Raw genomic sequence first — 19157 nt, forward strand, 5'->3', positions numbered from 1 at the left:
AAAAGATTGAAAATTCGAAATTAAAATTCGGGAATATCTGCTAAAATATAATATAAGGAAAAAAAGGAGGTAATTACATGGACTATCAACCTATTAATTTAAGTGAAAAGTTATCAAAGTTTACTGAGCAGTGGTCCCCTAAAGTTATTGGTGAAATGAATGACTACCAGTTTAAATTAGTTAAGATTCAAGGCGATTTTGTATGGCATCAACATCGTGAGACAGATGAGGTATTTATCGTACTGGATGGGGAAATGGTGATCGCATTTCGTGATGGAGAGGTCAAACTATCTAAAGGAGAAATGTATGTAATTCCAAAGGGCGTGGAGCATAAGCCTTATGCTGAACAGGAATGCCAAATAATGCTAGTGGAACCTAGAGGCGTTGTTAATACAGGTGAAACAAATAGCGAAATGACCGCAGAAAACGATGTGTGGATTTAAAGTGATAGCTCGGAGCAAATCGCCGATAAAACCCTGGGAATCGCCGATAGCTCGGAGGAAATCGCCGATAAAACCCTGAGAATCGCCGATAGCCGGGAGGAAATCGCTGATAAAAACCGGGGAATCGCCCAGCCGGGAGGAAATCGCCGATAAAACCCAGGGAATCGCCGATAGCCGGGAGGAAATCGCCGATAAAAACCGGGAATCGCCCAGCCGGGAGGAAATCGCTGATAAAACCCTGAGAATCGCCGATAGCCGGGAGGAAATCGCCGATAAAACCCTGAGAATCGCCGATAGCCAGGAGCAAATCGCCGATAAAACCCAGGGAAACGCCGATAGCGGGGAGCAAATCGCCGATAAAACCCGGGGAATCGCCGATAGCTCGGAGCAAATCGCCAGCAAAACCATGAGAATCGCCATTAACCGTGGTGAAATCGCCACAATATCAGAGCGATTCGCCACAAAACCTGTGCAAATCACTACTATGAGAACATATCAACCTCCATCGGAGTGAACGTAATCGTATGGATAAAAATTTTAAGATTAGAAAAGCAATCGAACCAGATGCGAAAGCAATAGCAAAAGTACATGTCGACAGTTGGAGAACAACATATGCTAACATCGTTCCTGACGAATACTTAATAAATTTATCGTATGAAAATCGAGAACAGCTATGGATAAAGAATATTTCAAATGACGCTGTATTTGTAGCGGAAAATAATGAAGGACAAATTATTGGTTTTTCTTCTGGCGGTAAAGAAAGAAGCGGTAAATATATTGAGTTTGAAGGGGAGCTATATGCCATTTATCTTTAGAAAGAATGCCAAGGGCAAGGAATTGGGAGAGCACTTGTTACAGCGATCGTAGAAGAAATTAAAGCAATGGGATTGCGTTCTATGCTTGTGCTTGTCTTGAAAGATAATAGTTTTCATCGATTTTATGAAGCGCTTGGTGGGAACAAAATAGATACTGTTGAAATTCAGATTGCTGGCAAAAAACTAGATGAACTTGTTTACGGGTGGGCAGATATTCGGAACATATTTTAATTTCCACACAAGATTTTCTTAAGTATGAAAAATATAGTAAACTTTATTTAAAATATAAGTTTTTAGGAAGGTTGTGTTTTATTGATAAAATTACCAAAAATAATTACAGCATTTATACTAATATGCACAATTCTAACGCTTGCTTCCTGTACACAAACAGAAAAATCGCATAAAAAACAAGAAATTGAAAGTATCGTTACATCTTTTGAACACCCTCAAACAAAGCAAAAGTATAAAATAATCAATGCCTATAAACTTTATGACAACTATCAAGATAAGGTTGAAAGTAACCCAAAACAATCAAAACAAGAAATTTATAAAGAAGAGGTTATTGAACCAATCTATAGTGATTGTTTTGACAATGGCGAATATCTTCATATGGCACATTATGCACTAAACGTAGCTCCCGACCAATTAACAGAAAATCAATTATTAAGTAAAAAAATTAATAGGGAAGAAACAGAAAAGCTTATAAAAGAAGCTCTTTTCAAATCTTCAGACCTTATTCCGTCCGAAAAAGAAACGAATGTATGTGTTTTTCCTGCCACTAATGTATACGCATATATGGTAACGGTGGGGGCGGGGAAAATTATAGTGCTATACAATAAAAATTATACCGAAGAAGATATGAGAATTAGCATATCTCACGAATATCATCATAGTATTTGGACTGAGAAGTACCTACCTAAAGATGCACGTTTTACTATTTTGGATAACCTAATATTTGAAGGAAAGGCAGTTATGTTTAGTAAATTAGTTTATCCTAATGATTATTATGATAATATATTGTACTCTGCATACGACAGTGAAAATTGGTCAAAAGTTGTAGGAGATTTAGATAGTACTAACTTTAATCGGTCACAAAAAATTATTTTTGGAGGGGATGACCTACCATCTTCATATGGTTACAGTGAGGGCTATAAAATGGTTAAATCCTATCTTAAATTACACCCAGATGTAACACCTGCGGAATGGACTGCCCTAAGCGCAAAGGAAATATTTGAAAAGGGAAATTACCTCGAACATTATCAATGAGGGATGGAAGATGGAAAAAATAAATGAAGTCATTGAAATACTAATAAATAAAGGTTTGATAAGTAATGATCGTCTAACATTACAAACGTTAAAAAGCGGAACGACGAATGGGGTATTATTTACGCTCAGCATTAACAATAAGCCGACCTTTGTAATAAAAATAGATAACCCAGCCTTTATTACTGCAACTAATGATTTTCTATCCGCATATCGTGATGTAAAGCTATTGCCTGATGTTCTTTATACAGACGTAAACAAAGAATTTATTGTCTACTCTTATATTTCTGGAGAAACACATGTTAATCGAGGGTCTAAATTGGCATGGATGGAAGTTTTAATAAAAGAGTTATTTAATAAATACCAACGAGTGGACAAAGATATGCCATGGGGAAGGGTCAATGGCATACATAGAAATGGTTGGTCAGAATTTAATGAGAGTAGTTTAGCATTTGCTCTAAAGAGCATAGAAGACAAACTACCAATAAATGACCATATAAGAGTAGGGATGTTGGTAAAAAAATTAAGTGCTCATCATACCCAAGAAGAGAAGTATTATTTACATGGAGATACGGGTGTTCACAATTTTGTATTTTTGAATAATAAAATCAACGGTGTTATAGATCCGTCACCGCTAATTGGGCCAAAAATTTATGATTTTACCTATGCTTTTTGCTCTTCTCCTGATAGCTTAACTATGAATACACTTTTGTCATCGTTTGCGTTGTGGAATAGCGATTCTTCATTTTCGAAGGAACGACTTGTGGACGAGGTGCTTTTTCAGTTATACACACGTATTGGCGTATGTATTCAAGTACATCCACACGACCTAGATGTTTACTTAGAAGCATGGCAAGAGTGGAGAAAATACTTATAATAATTGTGTATTTAACGCCCAATGAGTTGCTACGGCAGCTCTTTTTTACTAATAGAAGGTTCGTGAGTATTATTTATATTTATGGAATTATTTGTAACTAAATTAAGTTTTAATCGTCAAATCAGTAAATATATTGAGGGAGTGTAAAGCTTGAGATATACAAAACTTATATTATTTACTGCGATTGTGGTCTTTTCATTTTTCCGTGTAAAGCAAAGGCAACAAGCTGGGCATATCCTTTCGTTGTTTGGGATGATTATATTTATGTAATTAGTGATGAATATGTAGAAAAGATTAATAAAGAAATTGGTGAAGTTACAAAGTATTCAGATATGGAACAATATGAAGGCAACTTTTCAAATGCATATCCAAAAGGAACGAAATATTATTCAATTGATGGAATAGATACAGATACTGCAATTGCAATCCACATAGGGAATGGTCAATATTTAAAAGCAATTAGAGAAGGCGAGTATACTTACCGTAAAAGTTACATCCAATATGTTTATAAAGGTTTAGGGATTTTTGCGATTTTAATTGTAGGTTTTATTATCTTTACGCAATCTAGAAAAAATCTTTAACAATATGCGAGCTCTCTTTAACTATGAGGAGGTTTTACTTGTGAAATACATTAAAGGCTTATATGTAACATTTGTACTAATGATGGTAGTTATTTTGGTAAACACTACAATATTTAATGATAAATATTCGGGGATATCGATGTTCGTTTGTTTAGGTCTATTTTTAATTGGATCTACCTTTTTTATCAATGCCAAACAATTAAAAGGAAAATAAGCTTTTCAATCAAGGGGCGTTAATGATAGTTTATTGGGTTGCTACGGCAGCTCTTTTTTCTTGCTTGAACTAACGAGTGGGCTAGCTTAAGAAGAAAATACGGTCGAAATGGGGTGAAATAGATGAGTAATGATAAAAAACGATATAAGAAAATAATTGGCAAAGAAATATACGGCACGACTACTGAAGAACGATTTAAAGAAGTACATGGGATAACAATTGAGGAATGGAATGCAAAAGGCGAAGAAAGATTTAAAGCTAAAACAGGAATGAGTTACGAAGAATGGTATATTAAAAAGATTCTTTCTTCGACACCAATTGATTATCTTAAAAATCTCAATGGTTTTGTTTCTCAGGATGATATAGAACTGGTTAAGGATTTACAAGAGTTGGGGTTAAATGATGGTGTTATAAATGTATTACTGGATTATGTAAAAATTGTTAGTAAAATAGGGTTTATTCACTCGTTAGTAAGAGAAATGGGTAAAAGTTGGCTCAAGAAGAATGTCTCAACGATTGAAAGCGCAATGGCATTTGTTAGGGAAGAATGGAAAAACTAAAGTCCTCAAAATATTTTCTCCAACATATCCATTTTGAATTAACAGGGTTCTTACTTAAAAACTGTTGAGCAAATTAGCTGGCTCTATTTTAATGTGTAACGTAATTTTTTTCTACAATTCTAAAAAGGATTTTTATGAAAAAAATGGTAAAATAAAAAAGCCTAAAAATTTATAGTTATAATTTTAGGTAGTCGTAGTTAGAGGAGGCGTTCATTATGACAAATACGAGATTTTATAAAATTAATGGCTATAAGGGGATAACGACTTATTAACATTGGCGTTTCCCCGCATTTTGAAAGGGGAAAATTATGATTAAAGAAAATGTGAAAATCGTAGAATTAAATGCAGAAAACTGGTACGACTGCTGTGAATTAGAGATAGCAACAGAACAAAAAAAATACATCGAATCCAATGCCATATCAATAGCTCAGTCAAAGTTTGAGCCTACTTTAAAGCCATGTGCTATTTATTTAAATGAAAAAGTAGTCGGCTTTTTAATGTATAATGCTGTTCAAGAAGAACTTGATGGTTATTGGGTGTATAGAATAATGGTGGATAAGAAATTCCAAGGCAAGGGTATAGGGAAAGCTGCAACTAAGTTAATGATTTCAGAGATGGCTAAATTACCGAATTCAAAAAAAGTTATTGTAGGTTATCATCCTGAAAATTTGGGTGCACATAATTTATATACGAGTCTAGGATTTATTGATGAAGGTCACCGGTTCGGTAAGGAAATGGCAGTAATAAAATATCTTACCGAGTGACAGGTTAATTAAATATTGCAATAAGAAAGGACCATTTATTGGTCCTTTCTTATTGTGCCAATAGAAGTGGTTAAAAGAACAAAAGGAGTAGTGTTTTTCCGTTGCTTACGTTGGCAATAATATTCAATCAACTACATCAACTTCTTAACAGTGCTTTAAAGTATTTAAAAAAATTCTTTCTGCTCACGAAGTGGATGACTTCTATCTATCAACAATATCATTTGGAAAGATAATTAATACTAATGATCATATTCTTTCTAGTTTAAACGATTACTAGTGGGTGAGATTACTGTAAAATTTAAAGGATAATTCTATCGTGATTTCACTTTCTTCTTTCCTATTGACTTCAAGATGACACCAATGAAAAAGAAAATTATATATACATCAATATAAGTACCATAGTTTACTCGAACCTCGTGAAAATACCCCATTACAAATATTAATTTTAATAATAATAAAATGCTTCCCACAAATAAAAATATATTTGCTATTAAATTTCTATTCAAATCTTTCCACATCTCACTTCTCCTAACCAATAATCTTTTCGCCAACTTTTCCCTTTATTTTAATTCATTCATTTCATTTATTAAATAAATTATGGAAATATACTATGAAAAACGATTCTTATAAATGTACTATTATTATTTTTTTAGAATAAAGAACTGAAAGGCATTCAATAGGCTTTTGTTGTCAATGATTATGTTAGTGAATGTGCAAAAATGGGTATGTCTAGTAAGGGAGTCGTTTGACAAAAGTAACAACCTGTTGATAAAATCAAGTTGTTACTTTTGGTAGCCGAGTAAAAAAAATTAAATAAAGGGTTTCTTAGGAAGACGATGAAACGCTAAGTTTTTAAACTAGGGGGATGGAAAAAGATGAAATTGAAATCGGTAGGACTCACTTTAGGGCTAGCCACTATGCTACTTTTAACAGGATGTGGTGATGGAGATAGCAAACAAGAAAATGGAAATTCATCAGAAAATACGCCAAGCATAGGTGAACAAGTAGATTATAAGATTATTGGAATTGAACCAGGAGCTGGGTTGACTGAGCTTGCGGAAAAAACTATAGAGAAATATGATAATTTAAAAGGTTGGGAACTTGAACAAAGTTCAACACCTGGGATGTTAGGTTCTTTAGAGCAGGCTATTCGAAATGAAGAGCCAATTATTATTACTGGATGGACACCACATTGGATGTTTTCATCTTATGATTTAAAATTTTTGGAAGATCCTCAAGGGACATTAGGTGGATCGGAAAATATTAATACACTTGCGCGTAAAGGCTTGGAAAAAGACTTACCTGATGCGTATACAATACTGGATAGATTTTACTGGGAACCAGAAGATATGGAAGCTGTAATGTTTGAAGCACAAACAAGTTCATTTGAAGAAGCAGCAGACAAATGGATAGAAGAAAACCAAGAAAAGGTAAATGAATGGACAAAAGATGCGAAAAAAGTAAGTGGAAAAGAAATTGAATTAGCTTCTACTCCGTGGGATTCAGAAAGAGCTTCAAGTAGTGTACTACAGGCAGTATTTGAAGAACTCGGATACACTGTCACAATTACACCAGTAGATCCTGCCATTATGTTTCAAGCTATAGCTACAGGCGTAGCTGATGCAACCGTAGCCGCTTGGTTACCAACAACACATAGCTCTTTTTATGAAAAATATAAAGATGATTTCGATGATTTAGGTGAGAACTTAAAAGGAACAAAAAATGGATTTGTCGTTCCTGAATATATGGATATAGACTCCATTGAGGATTTACAGCCGAAGAAATAACACCAATACGAAAGGGGGATTTCCTACTAAAGAGGGAATTCTCCTTTTTCATTTTTATCTCATCTTGTCGTTAAATCAACAATAGATGTTATACTCTAATTTAATTAATGAAAGTCTAAGCATACGTTAGTGAGGTATTCAAAATAATGATGAAAATAGTACCCCCTAAGCCATTTTTCTATAAAGGTGGCGATAAGGCTGTTTTACTATTACACTCTTTTACAAGCAATACAATTGATATGAAAAAGTTAGGGAAGTATTTGCAACAGCACAATTATACTTGCTATGCACCCTTATACAGAGGACATGGTTTAGCAGCAGAAGAGCTACTCACATTTAGACCGACAAATTGGTGGCAAGATGTACTAGACGGTTACCAGTTGTTGAAGGATGAAGGCTATGAAAAAATAGCCGTTGTTGGCCTTTCTCTTGGTGGTGTACTTGCATTAAAAGTTGCGCAAGAGCTGGAGGTAACTGGTGTTGTGACAATGTCAGTGCCAATACGTAGGGAAGCAGCTTTTCTCCAAAAGCGTGTCTTTCATTATGCAAAAGGTTATAAACAACTTGAAGGAAAAAATGAAGACCAAATAAACGTAGAAATAACACGTTTGCAAAATATGTCTATCGATTCATTAGTGGAGTTTCAACACCTCATTCAAAAAACGATGGATAAATTAGCACTTATAACGTCACCAATCAGTATTTTATATGGTGGATTAGATGATCCGTTATATAAAGACAGTGCAGATGTAATTTCTCACAACGTAGCGACACAGCATAAAACAATGAAAGGGTATCCGAACTCTAAGCATTTAATGACATTGGGCATAGACAAAAATGAAGTGAACAAAGATATTCTTACATTTTTAAATGATTTACTTTGGTAATTCATAATAAAAAACAGTGGGAATAAATACTTCCCACTGTGTATGACGATATTTAATGTTTTGAAAATTTAAGTGATTTTATTTCGCTAACAAATGTTGAGGCTAACAGTAACGTACCACCGAGCATTTGAAGCACTGTCATTTGCTCTTGCAGTATTAAAGCCGAAACTAATATAGCTACAAATGGATCAACATAGCTTAACATGGCAATACTTTGCCCTTTAAGTTTCTCCATGCCAGCAAAGAATAACCAAAACCCAATCCCCGTATTAAAGATCCCTAAAATTAAAATAAAAGGAATGGAAGAACTCGCTACACTAAACATTCTAAAGCCAGAAGTTAAGAAAACATATGGCATAAGGAAAATAGCAGTTGTGCCGAGCTGAATAATTGTCAGCTCCAGTTTTTCCATCACTTTAATAAATTTATTTAATAACAATAATGTAGCATAAAATGCAGCGGCAATTAATCCATAAAAAAGTCCGAGGAGATCATCCGTTTTAGATGCACTCAGACCTTCACCTACAATCAAAAGTAATCCCATAATAGCGACAATAATACAAACTACTTTTTTTAATGACAATTGTTCTTTAAGGATAATTGGGGATAGGAGCATTACAAACACCGGTGCAAAGTAATAGCCGAGTGTTGCGTTGGCAATTGTCGTATGGTCATAGGATTGGTAAAGAAAAATCCAATTTCCACCTAATGCAATACTGGAGAAAAGCAATATGGAAGCATTCGCCTTCACTAAATGCCATGATATTTTTTTCTTCATCATAAAGAAGAGTACCGTTAAAAATAAGCAACCTATAAAACTGCTTAGTAAAGCTCTTTCGCTCGAAGCAAGATCAATTTTTCGAACAATTAAACCGATTGTACCGAAAATGATCATTGATAAAATAAACTGAAATTTAGATTTCATCGTTTACTCCTTCGAATCTGCGAAACAGCTTATATCTCGCAGATTCTTATTCTATTTTGTATATAAGCTTGTTCAATGCTGCTTGAGCAGCTGGAGTAAACGGTGGTGGTGATGTTGAAAATGGCTTCCAAATGCAAATATTTGTTTTCGATAATGACATAAAAAAATCCCTCCCGATATAATTAAAATTTTTTAAATACATATTACAATATATATGCTGATGCATATTTATAAATGATCTTAGTAACCCCTTCTTCTATTTATAAAAGGGAAACAGCCATTATAAATAGAAGTAAATAAAATATAAAAAATATCAGGGGTGAAATATTCATGGTCACAATTAGAACTTTTGAAAAAAATGAATTGGATTTTTTGACCGATATGCTTTATGAATCGATCCATATTTTTGAGAACAAACCTAAAAAAGAGGATTTAATTAACTCAAGTCATATTAAAAAATATCATGAAGGCTGGGGGCGAAATGGAGATACAGCATTAATTGCATTCAATACGGATAACCAGCCTGTGGGTGCTGTTTGGTATCGCTTGTTTAATGAAAGTAATAAAGGATATGGCTTTGTAGATAGGCATACGCCTGAATTAGGAATAGCTGTAGCTGAAGAGGTTAGGGAAAAAGGAATAGGAACGTTGTTGATGAAGGCAATAATTGATCAAACAATTAATGAAGGATATAAATCTATTTCTTTAAGTGTAGATCTTGAAAATAGCCATGCAATTCACATTTATAAAAAATTAGGTTTTGAAGAATATGAAGTATCCGGAACATCTATGACAATGGTGTTTAGAGTTAAGGAAGATTAGATGAATATTTATTGTAAGAGCGCACTACATCAAATCAAAGTCGCTGTAACGTCAATTGTTCAAATGATAGAAAAGTTAGCAGAACAAGAATTGCATAAAAGGCCTACACCGAATAAACATTCCATTGGCGAGTTAGTAGAGCATATTGCAATGATTTGTGAAGCAGATGCCCTTATTGCAGACGGGTCTTCTAAAGAAAAGATGGATGAATATTATGCTAGTGTCTCCTATAACAATTTAGCTGACATGAAAGAGGGGTTAATAAAAAATTATCTTTTTTTAGAAGATAAATATATGCATTTTACAGAAGATGAACTTCAGGAGGAAGTGACCTCTTATTGGAATGTAACATACTCACGCTATGAATGGTTGTTAGAGATCGTTGCGCACATTTACCATCACCGAGGACAATTACACGCTATGCTTGTACATTGCTATGGAATCGATTTAAATGTTTCGTTGTTTGAATAGTGAAGCGGAGGGATGAATATGAAATTTATTGGCTTAAACAAGAAAACGAAGCGTTTATTTTTGTGGTTCATGTTGTTTTTAGTTTTGGGATTAATAAGTATTAATTTGGCCGATTCTACTAAATTGAACTATAGAGATGCTCGTAATAGCTTTATTAGTGAGTTTAATGGAAAAAACCTTAGCGACAATGATATTAAAAACATCGAACATACGCTGGAAGCCATTAATGAACAATTTCATACATCAGAAAGCATTGCGATTTTTGACAAAAAAGGCGGCATCCGTGATGTCCAATATTTAAATTTGGATTTTAAAGAGGCTAAATATGTGTTTCCGTTCAATGCGGATAATAAAGAGAATTTGCTCACTACATTCTTTTATGTAACTGAAGGATTTAAAGCAGGGGAATATTATATTGTAAATCGCTATTTTCCAGATTGGTTTTATGCATTCCCAATTGTATTTTTCACTGTAAGTGCAGCGTTATTTGTACTTTGGACTGTATGTCAACTTAAGTATATTTACAAGACAAAACGTTTTAAATTCAGACTTAAACATAACTGATTGATGAGGTGGGAAAATGTATTGGGAGACTCTTCCTAATTGGGTTTGGATTATTTATTACACATTTATACTAGCAACATTGGGTGTTGCAATATTGAGTATAGTAAAAAAGAAATTAGTGATTGTATCGATTATTACGATAATTTTTGATATGACTATTCCGATAATTAGTATAATCAATAGCATTGGGAGAGAAAAAGGGGTGGATGAGTTCGAACATTTTATTACGCAGTTACAACAAGGCTTCATCTGGCCTATTTATGTAATTGTAGGATTCTTTTATTTATTTGTTTGGTGGGCTGTTTATCTAATCAAAAATAAAAAGAAGAATGTATCTTATTGAATACATATAAAATTTACTCTCCTGAACAAGAAAAAGAATGGGGAACAATAGCGATTACGGTAAAGCAAAGCTAATTAGTTGAATTAATGTGATTGCTGAGAGAAACTTAATTTTACTAAATTAAACTAGCTAGGAGATACGATATGACGGAATTTTGGGAAACAAGCTTTATAGAAAAACAAACAATGTGGGGATTTGAACCGACAGACTCAGCAATTGTAGTAAAGGATTTTTTCCTTGAGAGAAAGGTTAAAGATATATTGATACCAGGTATTGGATACGGTAGAAATGCAAAGGTTTTTACTGACAATGGAATCAATGTAACAGGCATCGAGATTTCACAAACAGCGATTGACTTGGCAAGACAAAATGGGCTTGATATTAATATTTTCCACGGTTCAGTAACCGATATGCCCTTCGAAAATAAACTTTATGACGGTATATTTTGCTATGCGCTTATTCATCTATTGAATAAACATGAGCGAGAGAAGTTTATTAAAGATTGCTATAATCAACTAAAGCCAAATGGGTATATGATTTTTACAACAGTTTCACAAAATGCCCCTATGTTTGGAAAGGGCAAACAATTAGATAAAGACTATTTTGAAGTAATGGAAGGCGTCAACATGTTTTTTTATGATGCAGACTCCATAAAACAAGAATTTGAACAATATGGGCTAGTAGAGTTTTCAGAAATTGACGAGCCAAGCAAACATGCGGAAAATAAACCTCCTATAAATTTTATAATGATAAAATGTGAGAAAGAATTATAAGTACATTAGAAAATTGTAAATCGCTGCCCGTATTTCATTAGATAGAGAGGCGAGATTCTATGAAATATTTTACTAAAGAATGGTATGAACTGTGTCAAAAAACAAGTTTTCATTTGAATATAGAGGAAGACAAACAAGCTGAAACGTTTTCGGAAGAATATTTTCAACAACTCTACAATAATGAGTTAAACAGCTGGCTTGATTTACAAGAAGAAATTTCTTCTATATTGGAAACTAGCGATGATAATAACGAATATGAACCTTTTAATAGACATCAGGCAATAGAACAATTTCATGATGGTTTCATCTATAATCAACATCGTTTAAAAAACGAATTACCAGAAACAATTTTAAATCAGATAGCTGATATACGAGTTTTTGCTTTATATAAAGCAACTCGTACAGTTATAAACGCGGTAACTAAATTTTCTGAGGAAAATGAAAGGTCAGTTACCGCCACAAGTGCCGAATATAGAAAATATTTCAAAGAAGCTTCAAGTTCATTTGAAAAAGATATAGTTGAAAACTTTGGATTTCATGATTGTACGATTATAAAATCTGTGCAGCATGACAGGTCATTAACATTACACCTTGATAATACAGGTGGTTTTACAGATATAGAGGAAGTCACCTTTGAAAATTATCAAATCACAAAACAAGATGGTTTATTGGAAGATTCATGGTGGTTGTATAACGAAGTATATAAAGTAAATGACAAATACGAGTTCCACGTCCTGCTTCAAAATAGCGAAATGGGGTTAATTGACTTTATTATATGTGCAGATCAAGTTTCCTTTAAAAGTAACAAAAATCATGAATAATTCGATGAGGGCTTTACTCTGATTTAGAGAAGAGCCCTTATATTCTTTTATTAAACTGTTTCAGTCTAAAGGAAATCGCTGATAGTGCAGGGGAGAATTAGAAATAAATAAAAGTAAAAGAGAGCAATTGTTTCTCGTGATAAGATGTCTTAAAAGGAGGGGAAAAAATGATAAGAAATAAAGTCGCACTTATTTGTTCAATTGTTATTTTAGGTATATGCATGTACTTATATTTTCCGTTTCCTAACAATGTAATGTTAGATGCTTATTCTACATTCATGTCGTTTCCTACTCGCAATCAAGATGGATATATTGTGCTTGGAATTATAGGTTCTGCTATGTTTCTAATTGCTATTATTTTACTTGTTATAGGCATGAAGAAATATCATTTCCGAACTATAGTAATAGTCGTAATAATATATACAATTTTACCAAAGTTTCTTATTATGACTTACCAAGAAACATTAGCGAGTGGCATTATGGCAATTTCATACGATGGGAATGGCAAGTGTCATTTTGAAAATGTGAGTGAAGACATAATAACAGGGGAATGTAACCTTGTATTACATAATAAAAGCAATAAAGCAGTGTCATTTGAATTAGAATTTTTAGATTCCTATTTCATGGAAGATGGAGTACGAATGGAGTCACTTATGAATGAAGCTGGCCCATATAGTATAACAATCGAAGCAAATCAAGAAAAATCAATTCATTTAAAGGAATTACTTGATTTATCAGGCGTTCCTAAACATATTGACAGTGGAACATCATTTAATGTTCATGTTAATTTAATTGACGGAGAGAAAAAACGAACTCTATAGGTCAATTTTAATTGTAAATAGTTGGTTATTTTATGAAACTTAATCATGTGTTGAATCGTAAAAGTATTAACTACAAAAGTTAATGGGAGGTGGATGCACATGAGTAGAAGTAAAATATTCACAATCTTTTTCTTAGTCATCTTTGTAGGACTGATTGTAGTGGGTTTTTACACTATGAATGATGTACAAATCGAAAGCACCTATCAACTTGATGAGCAAAGCATTATAGAAAGAAATGGCGAACATTATTTGTTAATTGATAATCGCGAGTTGTCTTTATCGAAGAAGTATTACGATAAACTCGAATTAGAAAAATACAACGAATACAAAATTAAGTATGTTTATAATCGATTGAAAAATAATGATGGTGAAGTTGTAGCACTTAAAAGATATGGCGAACAGCCTTGGGGTCAATAACGGAACGGGGAATCGCCGGTAAAACCGTGTGAATCGCCGGTAAGTCACGAGAAATCGCCGATAAAACCGTGTGAATCGCCGGTAAGTCACGAGAAATCGCCGATAAAACCGTGTGAATCGCTGGTAAGTCACGAGAAATAGCCGGTAAAACCGTGTGAATCGCCGGTAAGTCATGAGAAATCGCCGATAAAACAGCCGGAATCGCCGATACCTCTTAATGAACAAAAAAAGATGTGTACTGGAAATGGATTTCAGTACACATCTCAACGTCAATTGACTAGCTGTTTCTTCTGTTGAAGCAGTCGTCTCTTCTATACTAGCATCGGATTCCTCTGAGACGTCAGCAATATTGCTAATGGATAAATTGAGTTTTTCACCTTTGTGGACGAAATTTTTAAGTTCGCTAAATATAATACCAACTAAAGTGAAAAATTAAATGATATTGAGGAAGGAAGTAAAGTGGGAGGTAAAAAATGAAAGAAAAAAAGTTTGATATTTTGATGTTCATGCAACTATTTTTTGCAATCCTTGTTATGGTAATTAGTATTTACGTCAAGGTTACGGAAAATTATCACTTATTCCCATTGATGTTCGCATTGATGGGTGTCATGTTCCTAATAATAGGGTTACGAGAATATAAAAGAACGAAGAATTTATTATGGGGTGGCTTCTTTCTATGTACGGCATTATTCATCTTATTCGTTGCCATTCAAGGCATTTTAATTAATAACGTTTGATTGAGGATTTGCTATAACAAAGAGCAAAGGAATGGTTTAATGCATTTAGCGAGTGAGCAATATCAGTTACATGATAGCTATTTTTTCGTTATTGATCCGTTTATGTGTGGTATTATCGGAGTTTTAGTTGTAGTGATTATTTTATTCTTTGTATGGAAAAGAATAAAAAAGAAAACTATTAATTAAAGAAACTTTTAATAGTTTGATGGAGGAAAGGCAATGGATTTTTTATTTTTTATTTTTTTACCGCTGTTATTTTCTTTTTTATGGTTTATGAATTTAGTTCAGTTATTAGAAAAACTAAAACAAAATAGAAATATTAAAAATCAAAAAATACTTGGTTCGTTATGGAGTATTTGCTTTACATTATCGATTCTTTTATTCGTATTAACGCTATATTAATGGACAATTTACCTTCGAATTTAATCGTGTTTATTAATTCAATAAAATATCTTATAAAAAAATGTATTTGCGTATTTTGAAATATACATTAAGGAGTTATAGCAAAATGATTCTAGTACCAAAAGAACATTATAGTTTAATAAAGAACAAACTTGAAGACGCACCAACGTTTGTATTTAGTGTGTTGGATTCTACTATAGAAGGAACTGTTTATGCAGATTGTGCCGATTACGAATCATTGCTTATTCAAACCGATTTAGGATTGTACTATATTACAGGGCATACAATAGATGAGCTATTAATAAAGAACCTTATTAAATTTTTTGAGGCATCTGTAAATCAAGCGAAACGTTTTACATTATTTTCTGGTAATTCTTCTTGGGATCAGGCAATTGAAAAATGCCTTAATAAGCATGTAGGGAAAATTCAAAGGTATGCTTATTCTTTTGATGCAATGAAATATAAAAGTAGAAGAAGAATCGATAATTGCGAGTATGATGTAGCAAAAATAGACCCATTGGATATTCAGCATTGTTTGGAGTTTGATAAAAAATACTACGATGAATATTGGGATTCTACGGATAATTTTATTCAAAATGGAATTGGATTTTGTGTGAAGGATAGAGGGAAGATAATTAGTGAATGCGTTTCAATTTTTAAATCTTCAAAATATGCAGAAATAGATATCGTGACCGACTTGAATTATAGGGGAAAAGGGTTAGCGGGTATTGTAGCTGAACAGTTTATAGATTATTGCCTAGCTGAAACAATTCAACCACGCTGGGATTGTGATGTTGATAATAGTGCTTCCATTAATTTAGGTAGTAAATTAGGTTTTACAAATGCGAGGAAATATAGCATCTATTTTAAAAATAGCCAAAATGTCCAACGGTAAGCTAAAAAGCATTCTTCTTAATTAACAGTGACACAATTTTCGCCTTCTTGTCATACAATAATCGTGGGGTGATTAAATTGCCAAGAGCAAAATACCGTGATGCAGATGTCGCTTTAATGGCGAGGATGATGAGAGCAGAAGCTGAAGGTGAAGGAAAACAAGGGATGTTGTATGTTGGAAATGTCATTGTTAATCGCCTAGTATCAAATTGTTTAGATTTTAAAGATTTAAGATCAATTGACGATGTTATTTATCAGGTACAGGGCGGAAACTATTCTTTTGAAGCGGTTCAAAAAGGGAATATGTTTTATCAACGAGCTAGGGAAACTGAGAAAAGATTAGCGAAACAGAATTTGGATTATTGGAGGCAGCACCCAGCGAAATTTGCCCTCTGGTACTTTAATCCATATGCTCCGTGCCCTCCAACGTGGTATGGCCAACCATTCACTGGTCAATTTAAAAATCATTGTTTCTATGAACCTGCACCGGATACATGTGAAGGGGTTTACACTGGATAGATAATAATTTCGGATTGAGGAGCTTTTGCAAGCTCCTTTTTTTGTTGTAAATTACGCTCGTGCATTTTTGCTATTTCATCGTTGAAGAGTACAACATTAATTACCAAAATTTTGTTGCCTTTTTCTCTGAAATCTTATATGGTAAATATAAATAGTGTAATTTTACACTTTTGAGGAAGGAGGAGGACAAGGCAATGAGAGTTTTGCAAACCATATTCGTGTTTATGGGTGTGTTATTTTTTACTGGAATAATTGCTTTTACTTTTTTATTAAATGGTGCTATTCATTATTTGAATCTTCTTTTCGTACTATCGATTAGCTTCTTTTTACTCTTTACATGTCTAATTTTTGAATGGTTTAAGACGAGGCAGCGGAAAGTATTGTTTTCGACGATTATTGGTGTTGCTGTTATTTTCGCTTCCGTTGCACCGATTAAGTATCACTATAAAATGAGTATGGCTACTGTCGATGCAGAAATCAATGAGTATAACTATGAACCATTCGTAGAGCAGAATAAGGTCGTGAAGAACGATAAAAAAGCAACATTACAATTGGCGGAACCACTTCCACGCTTAGATGGCGCAACGGCAATGTATCCATTATATGCAGCTTTTGTGGAAGCGACATATCCAAAAAAGGACTACCCGTATTATGATAGTGAGGTTAAGGTAAGTCGAACGCCTGAGGCTTATCAAAATTTAATTTCAGGTGATGTTGATGTCATATTTGCTGCGGCGCCATCTGAGTCACAAATTAAATCAGCGGAGATCAATGGGCTGACATTTGATATGACACCGATAGGGCGAGAAGCATTTGTCTTTTTTGTCCATCATAAAAATATTGTTGAAAATATATCCCTTGAACAAATCAAACAAATTTACGCTGGAGAAATAACAAACTGGCGTGAAGTTGGAGGTGCCAATGATTCTATTCGTGCATTCCAACGACCAGCTGATAGTGGGAGTCAGACGACATTAGAAAAAATGATGGGTGATAAAACTATAATGGAGGCTCCAGCAGAAGATGTAGCATCTGGAATGGGCGGTATTATCCATGAGGTATCTCAATATCGCAATTATAAAAATGCAATTGGTTTTACGTTTAGGTATTACTCGACAGAAATGGTCGGCAATAAAGAAATTCAATTACTGTCCATTGATGGTATAGCGCCGACGAAGGAAAATATTCGAAATGGTACATATCCACTAACGTCGGAATTTTATGCCGTGACTACTGGGGCAAAAAACCAAAATGTTAAGCAGTTTATTGAATGGATTGTGTCACCAGAAGGGCAGGCATTAGTTGAAAAGGTTGGCTATGTACCAGTGGAAAGTTTTTAAATTATTTGCTATACTAAAATGACAATTAGATATGATAGTTTTCTAGGGTTCCGTAGCGATAGCTAGTCTGGTCCGAGAGAAAACCACAAAATGTATTTTGTGACACGGAAGGATAAAAGCCTGGGAGATACTGTTGAATAACAGTGTTTCTTTAGGCTTTTTTAATTTGCCTTCAATACTTTGAAGCATTGAAGCTGTTTTGTGTCTCATATCTATAACGAAATGGAGGAATACAAATGAACAAACAATGGATCAGTGTCCTTGTTGCAGCTTTTTTTGAGGTAGGCTGGGTAATTGGCTTAAAGCATGCAACAAGCATACTAGAATGGCTTGGAACAGCTATTGCCATTTTTATTAGCTTTTATTTATTAATTAAGGCTGGAGAGCATTTACCTGTAGGGACGGTCTATGCAGTATTCGTAGGACTAGGAACTGCCGGTACGGTATGCGCAGACAGCTTGCTGTTTGGAGAACCATGGAAGCTAGCTAAAATATTATGTATTGTCGTGTTGCTCGCTGGTGTTGTAGGTTTGAAGCTTGTAACAGGTGAACCAAAGGATAAAGAGGTGAAAGCATAATGGCATGGGTAGCATTAGTTATCGCTGGAATCTGTGAAATGATGGGTGTTTTTATGATTAGTAAATACAATGATGTAAAATCGGTAAAAAATTTAGTATTAATGATTGTGGCTTTTACGGTTAGTTTTTTAGGGCTTGCCTTTGCAATGGAAACATTACCGATGGGGACAGCTTATGCCATTTGGACAGGTATTGGGGCAGCAGGGGGAGCGTTGTTAGGTATGTTCTTTTTCAACGAATCTAAAGATTGGCGACGAATCGTTTGTATTGCCCTAGTTTTAGGAGCCGCCATTTTCTTAAAATTATTATCTTAGTGCCAGTCACCCAAACAATTCTGAAAATTATTTTATGTATAACTAAGTAAAAATCCACGAAGCCTCCTGCGGGAATACACGAAATGTAAGTCGCAACAAACCGCGCGCTAGCGAAGGTTGCAGCTTACATCGTGTCCGCAGAAAGCAAAGTGGATTTTTACTAAATAGAAAACTTATATTTAGCTAGGTGCCCATACTAAGTGCCAGGCACAAAAACAATTTTGC

Annotated in this window: 26 protein-coding genes, 1 pseudogene and 1 riboswitch; of the genes and pseudogenes, 26 read left to right on the forward strand and 1 reads right to left on the reverse strand. The window is 34.0% G+C overall.

Annotated elements, in window-relative coordinates:
- Positions 1–77: 77 nt before the first annotated feature.
- From ACIQXW_RS02425 to ACIQXW_RS02475, 11 genes and pseudogenes are all read left to right on the forward strand, one after another.
- On the forward strand, positions 78–443 hold the full coding sequence (locus ACIQXW_RS02425) for a cupin domain-containing protein (RefSeq protein WP_340825498.1): 366 nt from the start codon (positions 78–80) through the stop codon (positions 441–443).
- 524 nt (positions 444–967) lie between these two features.
- The gene (locus ACIQXW_RS02430) at positions 968–1258 is read left to right on the forward strand and encodes a GNAT family N-acetyltransferase (RefSeq protein WP_402759669.1); all 291 of its coding nucleotides are present in this window, start codon (positions 968–970) and stop codon (positions 1256–1258) included.
- A 12-nt stretch (positions 1259–1270) separates the two neighbouring features.
- A pseudogene (locus ACIQXW_RS02435) lies at positions 1271–1489 on the forward strand (N-acetyltransferase family protein); the annotation flags it as partial.
- Positions 1490–1570: 81 nt separating this feature from the next.
- Positions 1571–2524 carry a DUF2268 domain-containing putative Zn-dependent protease gene (locus ACIQXW_RS02440; protein ID WP_402759671.1) on the forward strand — a complete coding sequence of 318 codons (954 nt, stop codon included), beginning with the start codon at positions 1571–1573 and terminating at the stop codon, positions 2522–2524.
- Between the two features lie 10 nt (positions 2525–2534).
- The gene (locus ACIQXW_RS02445) at positions 2535–3398 is read left to right on the forward strand and encodes a hypothetical protein (protein WP_402759673.1); all 864 of its coding nucleotides are present in this window, start codon (positions 2535–2537) and stop codon (positions 3396–3398) included.
- 332 nt (positions 3399–3730) lie between these two features.
- Positions 3731–3979 carry a hypothetical protein gene (locus tag ACIQXW_RS02450; RefSeq protein WP_402759675.1) on the forward strand — a complete coding sequence of 83 codons (249 nt, stop codon included), beginning with the start codon at positions 3731–3733 and terminating at the stop codon, positions 3977–3979.
- Positions 3980–4019: 40 nt separating this feature from the next.
- Positions 4020–4193: a hypothetical protein gene (locus ACIQXW_RS02455; protein WP_402759677.1), complete on the forward strand. Its 174-nt coding sequence runs from the start codon at positions 4020–4022 to the stop codon at positions 4191–4193.
- A 122-nt stretch (positions 4194–4315) separates the two neighbouring features.
- Positions 4316–4753 carry a DnaD domain protein gene (locus tag ACIQXW_RS02460; RefSeq protein ID WP_402759679.1) on the forward strand — a complete coding sequence of 146 codons (438 nt, stop codon included), beginning with the start codon at positions 4316–4318 and terminating at the stop codon, positions 4751–4753.
- Positions 4754–5061: 308 nt separating this feature from the next.
- A complete protein-coding gene (locus ACIQXW_RS02465; RefSeq protein WP_402759681.1) occupies positions 5062–5517 on the forward strand; it encodes a GNAT family N-acetyltransferase in 456 nt (151 codons plus the stop codon).
- 875 nt (positions 5518–6392) lie between these two features.
- The gene (locus tag ACIQXW_RS02470; protein ID WP_402759683.1) at positions 6393–7304 is read left to right on the forward strand and encodes a glycine betaine ABC transporter substrate-binding protein; all 912 of its coding nucleotides are present in this window, start codon (positions 6393–6395) and stop codon (positions 7302–7304) included.
- Between the two features lie 146 nt (positions 7305–7450).
- The gene (locus ACIQXW_RS02475; RefSeq protein WP_402759685.1) at positions 7451–8191 is read left to right on the forward strand and encodes an alpha/beta hydrolase; all 741 of its coding nucleotides are present in this window, start codon (positions 7451–7453) and stop codon (positions 8189–8191) included.
- 52 nt (positions 8192–8243) lie between these two features.
- Here the strand turns inward: ACIQXW_RS02475 and ACIQXW_RS02480 are convergent, their stop codons facing one another.
- The gene (locus tag ACIQXW_RS02480) at positions 8244–9116 is read right to left on the reverse strand and encodes a DMT family transporter (RefSeq protein ID WP_402759687.1); all 873 of its coding nucleotides are present in this window, start codon (positions 9114–9116) and stop codon (positions 8244–8246) included.
- 330 nt (positions 9117–9446) lie between these two features.
- On the opposite strand from ACIQXW_RS02480, the gene ACIQXW_RS02485 reads away from it, so the two are divergent.
- The 15 genes from ACIQXW_RS02485 (at position 9447) to ACIQXW_RS02555 (ending at position 18932) form a co-directional block, all read left to right on the forward strand.
- Positions 9447–9938, forward strand: coding sequence for a GNAT family N-acetyltransferase (locus ACIQXW_RS02485; protein ID WP_402759689.1), 492 nt, complete (start codon positions 9447–9449; stop codon positions 9936–9938).
- Positions 9939–10409, forward strand: a complete 471-nt coding sequence (locus tag ACIQXW_RS02490) for a DinB family protein (RefSeq protein ID WP_402759690.1) — start codon at positions 9939–9941, stop codon at positions 10407–10409. It begins immediately after the preceding gene.
- Between the two features lie 18 nt (positions 10410–10427).
- Positions 10428–10973: a hypothetical protein gene (locus ACIQXW_RS02495; protein WP_402759692.1), complete on the forward strand. Its 546-nt coding sequence runs from the start codon at positions 10428–10430 to the stop codon at positions 10971–10973.
- Positions 10974–10989: 16 nt separating this feature from the next.
- On the forward strand, positions 10990–11316 hold the full coding sequence (locus ACIQXW_RS02500) for a hypothetical protein (protein ID WP_402759694.1): 327 nt from the start codon (positions 10990–10992) through the stop codon (positions 11314–11316).
- Positions 11317–11459: 143 nt separating this feature from the next.
- Positions 11460–12089, forward strand: a complete 630-nt coding sequence (locus ACIQXW_RS02505; protein ID WP_402759695.1) for a class I SAM-dependent methyltransferase — start codon at positions 11460–11462, stop codon at positions 12087–12089.
- A gap of 59 nt (positions 12090–12148) precedes the next feature.
- Positions 12149–12910, forward strand: a complete 762-nt coding sequence (locus tag ACIQXW_RS02510) for a DUF4085 family protein (protein ID WP_402759697.1) — start codon at positions 12149–12151, stop codon at positions 12908–12910.
- Between the two features lie 167 nt (positions 12911–13077).
- Positions 13078–13731: a hypothetical protein gene (locus ACIQXW_RS02515; protein ID WP_402759699.1), complete on the forward strand. Its 654-nt coding sequence runs from the start codon at positions 13078–13080 to the stop codon at positions 13729–13731.
- Positions 13732–13830: 99 nt separating this feature from the next.
- A complete protein-coding gene (locus tag ACIQXW_RS02520) occupies positions 13831–14148 on the forward strand; it encodes a hypothetical protein (RefSeq protein WP_402759700.1) in 318 nt (105 codons plus the stop codon).
- 473 nt (positions 14149–14621) lie between these two features.
- Entirely contained in the window at positions 14622–14885 is a 264-nt protein-coding gene (locus ACIQXW_RS02525) for a DUF3953 domain-containing protein (RefSeq protein ID WP_340825475.1), read from the forward strand.
- Between the two features lie 219 nt (positions 14886–15104).
- On the forward strand, positions 15105–15287 hold the full coding sequence (locus tag ACIQXW_RS02530; RefSeq protein ID WP_340825474.1) for a hypothetical protein: 183 nt from the start codon (positions 15105–15107) through the stop codon (positions 15285–15287).
- Positions 15288–15393: 106 nt separating this feature from the next.
- Positions 15394–16182: a GNAT family N-acetyltransferase gene (locus ACIQXW_RS02535; RefSeq protein ID WP_402759702.1), complete on the forward strand. Its 789-nt coding sequence runs from the start codon at positions 15394–15396 to the stop codon at positions 16180–16182.
- A 77-nt stretch (positions 16183–16259) separates the two neighbouring features.
- Positions 16260–16700, forward strand: a complete 441-nt coding sequence (locus tag ACIQXW_RS02540) for a cell wall hydrolase (RefSeq protein WP_340825471.1) — start codon at positions 16260–16262, stop codon at positions 16698–16700.
- 194 nt (positions 16701–16894) lie between these two features.
- Positions 16895–18040: a PstS family phosphate ABC transporter substrate-binding protein gene (locus ACIQXW_RS02545; protein ID WP_402759704.1), complete on the forward strand. Its 1146-nt coding sequence runs from the start codon at positions 16895–16897 to the stop codon at positions 18038–18040.
- A gap of 31 nt (positions 18041–18071) precedes the next feature.
- A riboswitch (guanidine-I (ykkC/yxkD leader) is annotated at positions 18072–18169 on the forward strand.
- Positions 18170–18276: 107 nt separating this feature from the next.
- Positions 18277–18618, forward strand: a complete 342-nt coding sequence (locus tag ACIQXW_RS02550; protein ID WP_173478319.1) for a DMT family transporter — start codon at positions 18277–18279, stop codon at positions 18616–18618.
- Positions 18618–18932 (forward strand): DMT family transporter, encoded by a 315-nt coding sequence (locus tag ACIQXW_RS02555; protein WP_401018905.1) that lies wholly within the window; start codon positions 18618–18620, stop codon positions 18930–18932. The genes ACIQXW_RS02550 and ACIQXW_RS02555 overlap by 1 nt, the downstream gene beginning before the upstream one ends.
- The last annotated feature ends 225 nt before the right edge of the window (positions 18933–19157 follow it).

It is taken from the genome of Lysinibacillus sp. NPDC097162, from assembly GCF_044762185.1.
Classification (GTDB): domain Bacteria; phylum Bacillota; class Bacilli; order Bacillales_A; family Planococcaceae; genus Lysinibacillus.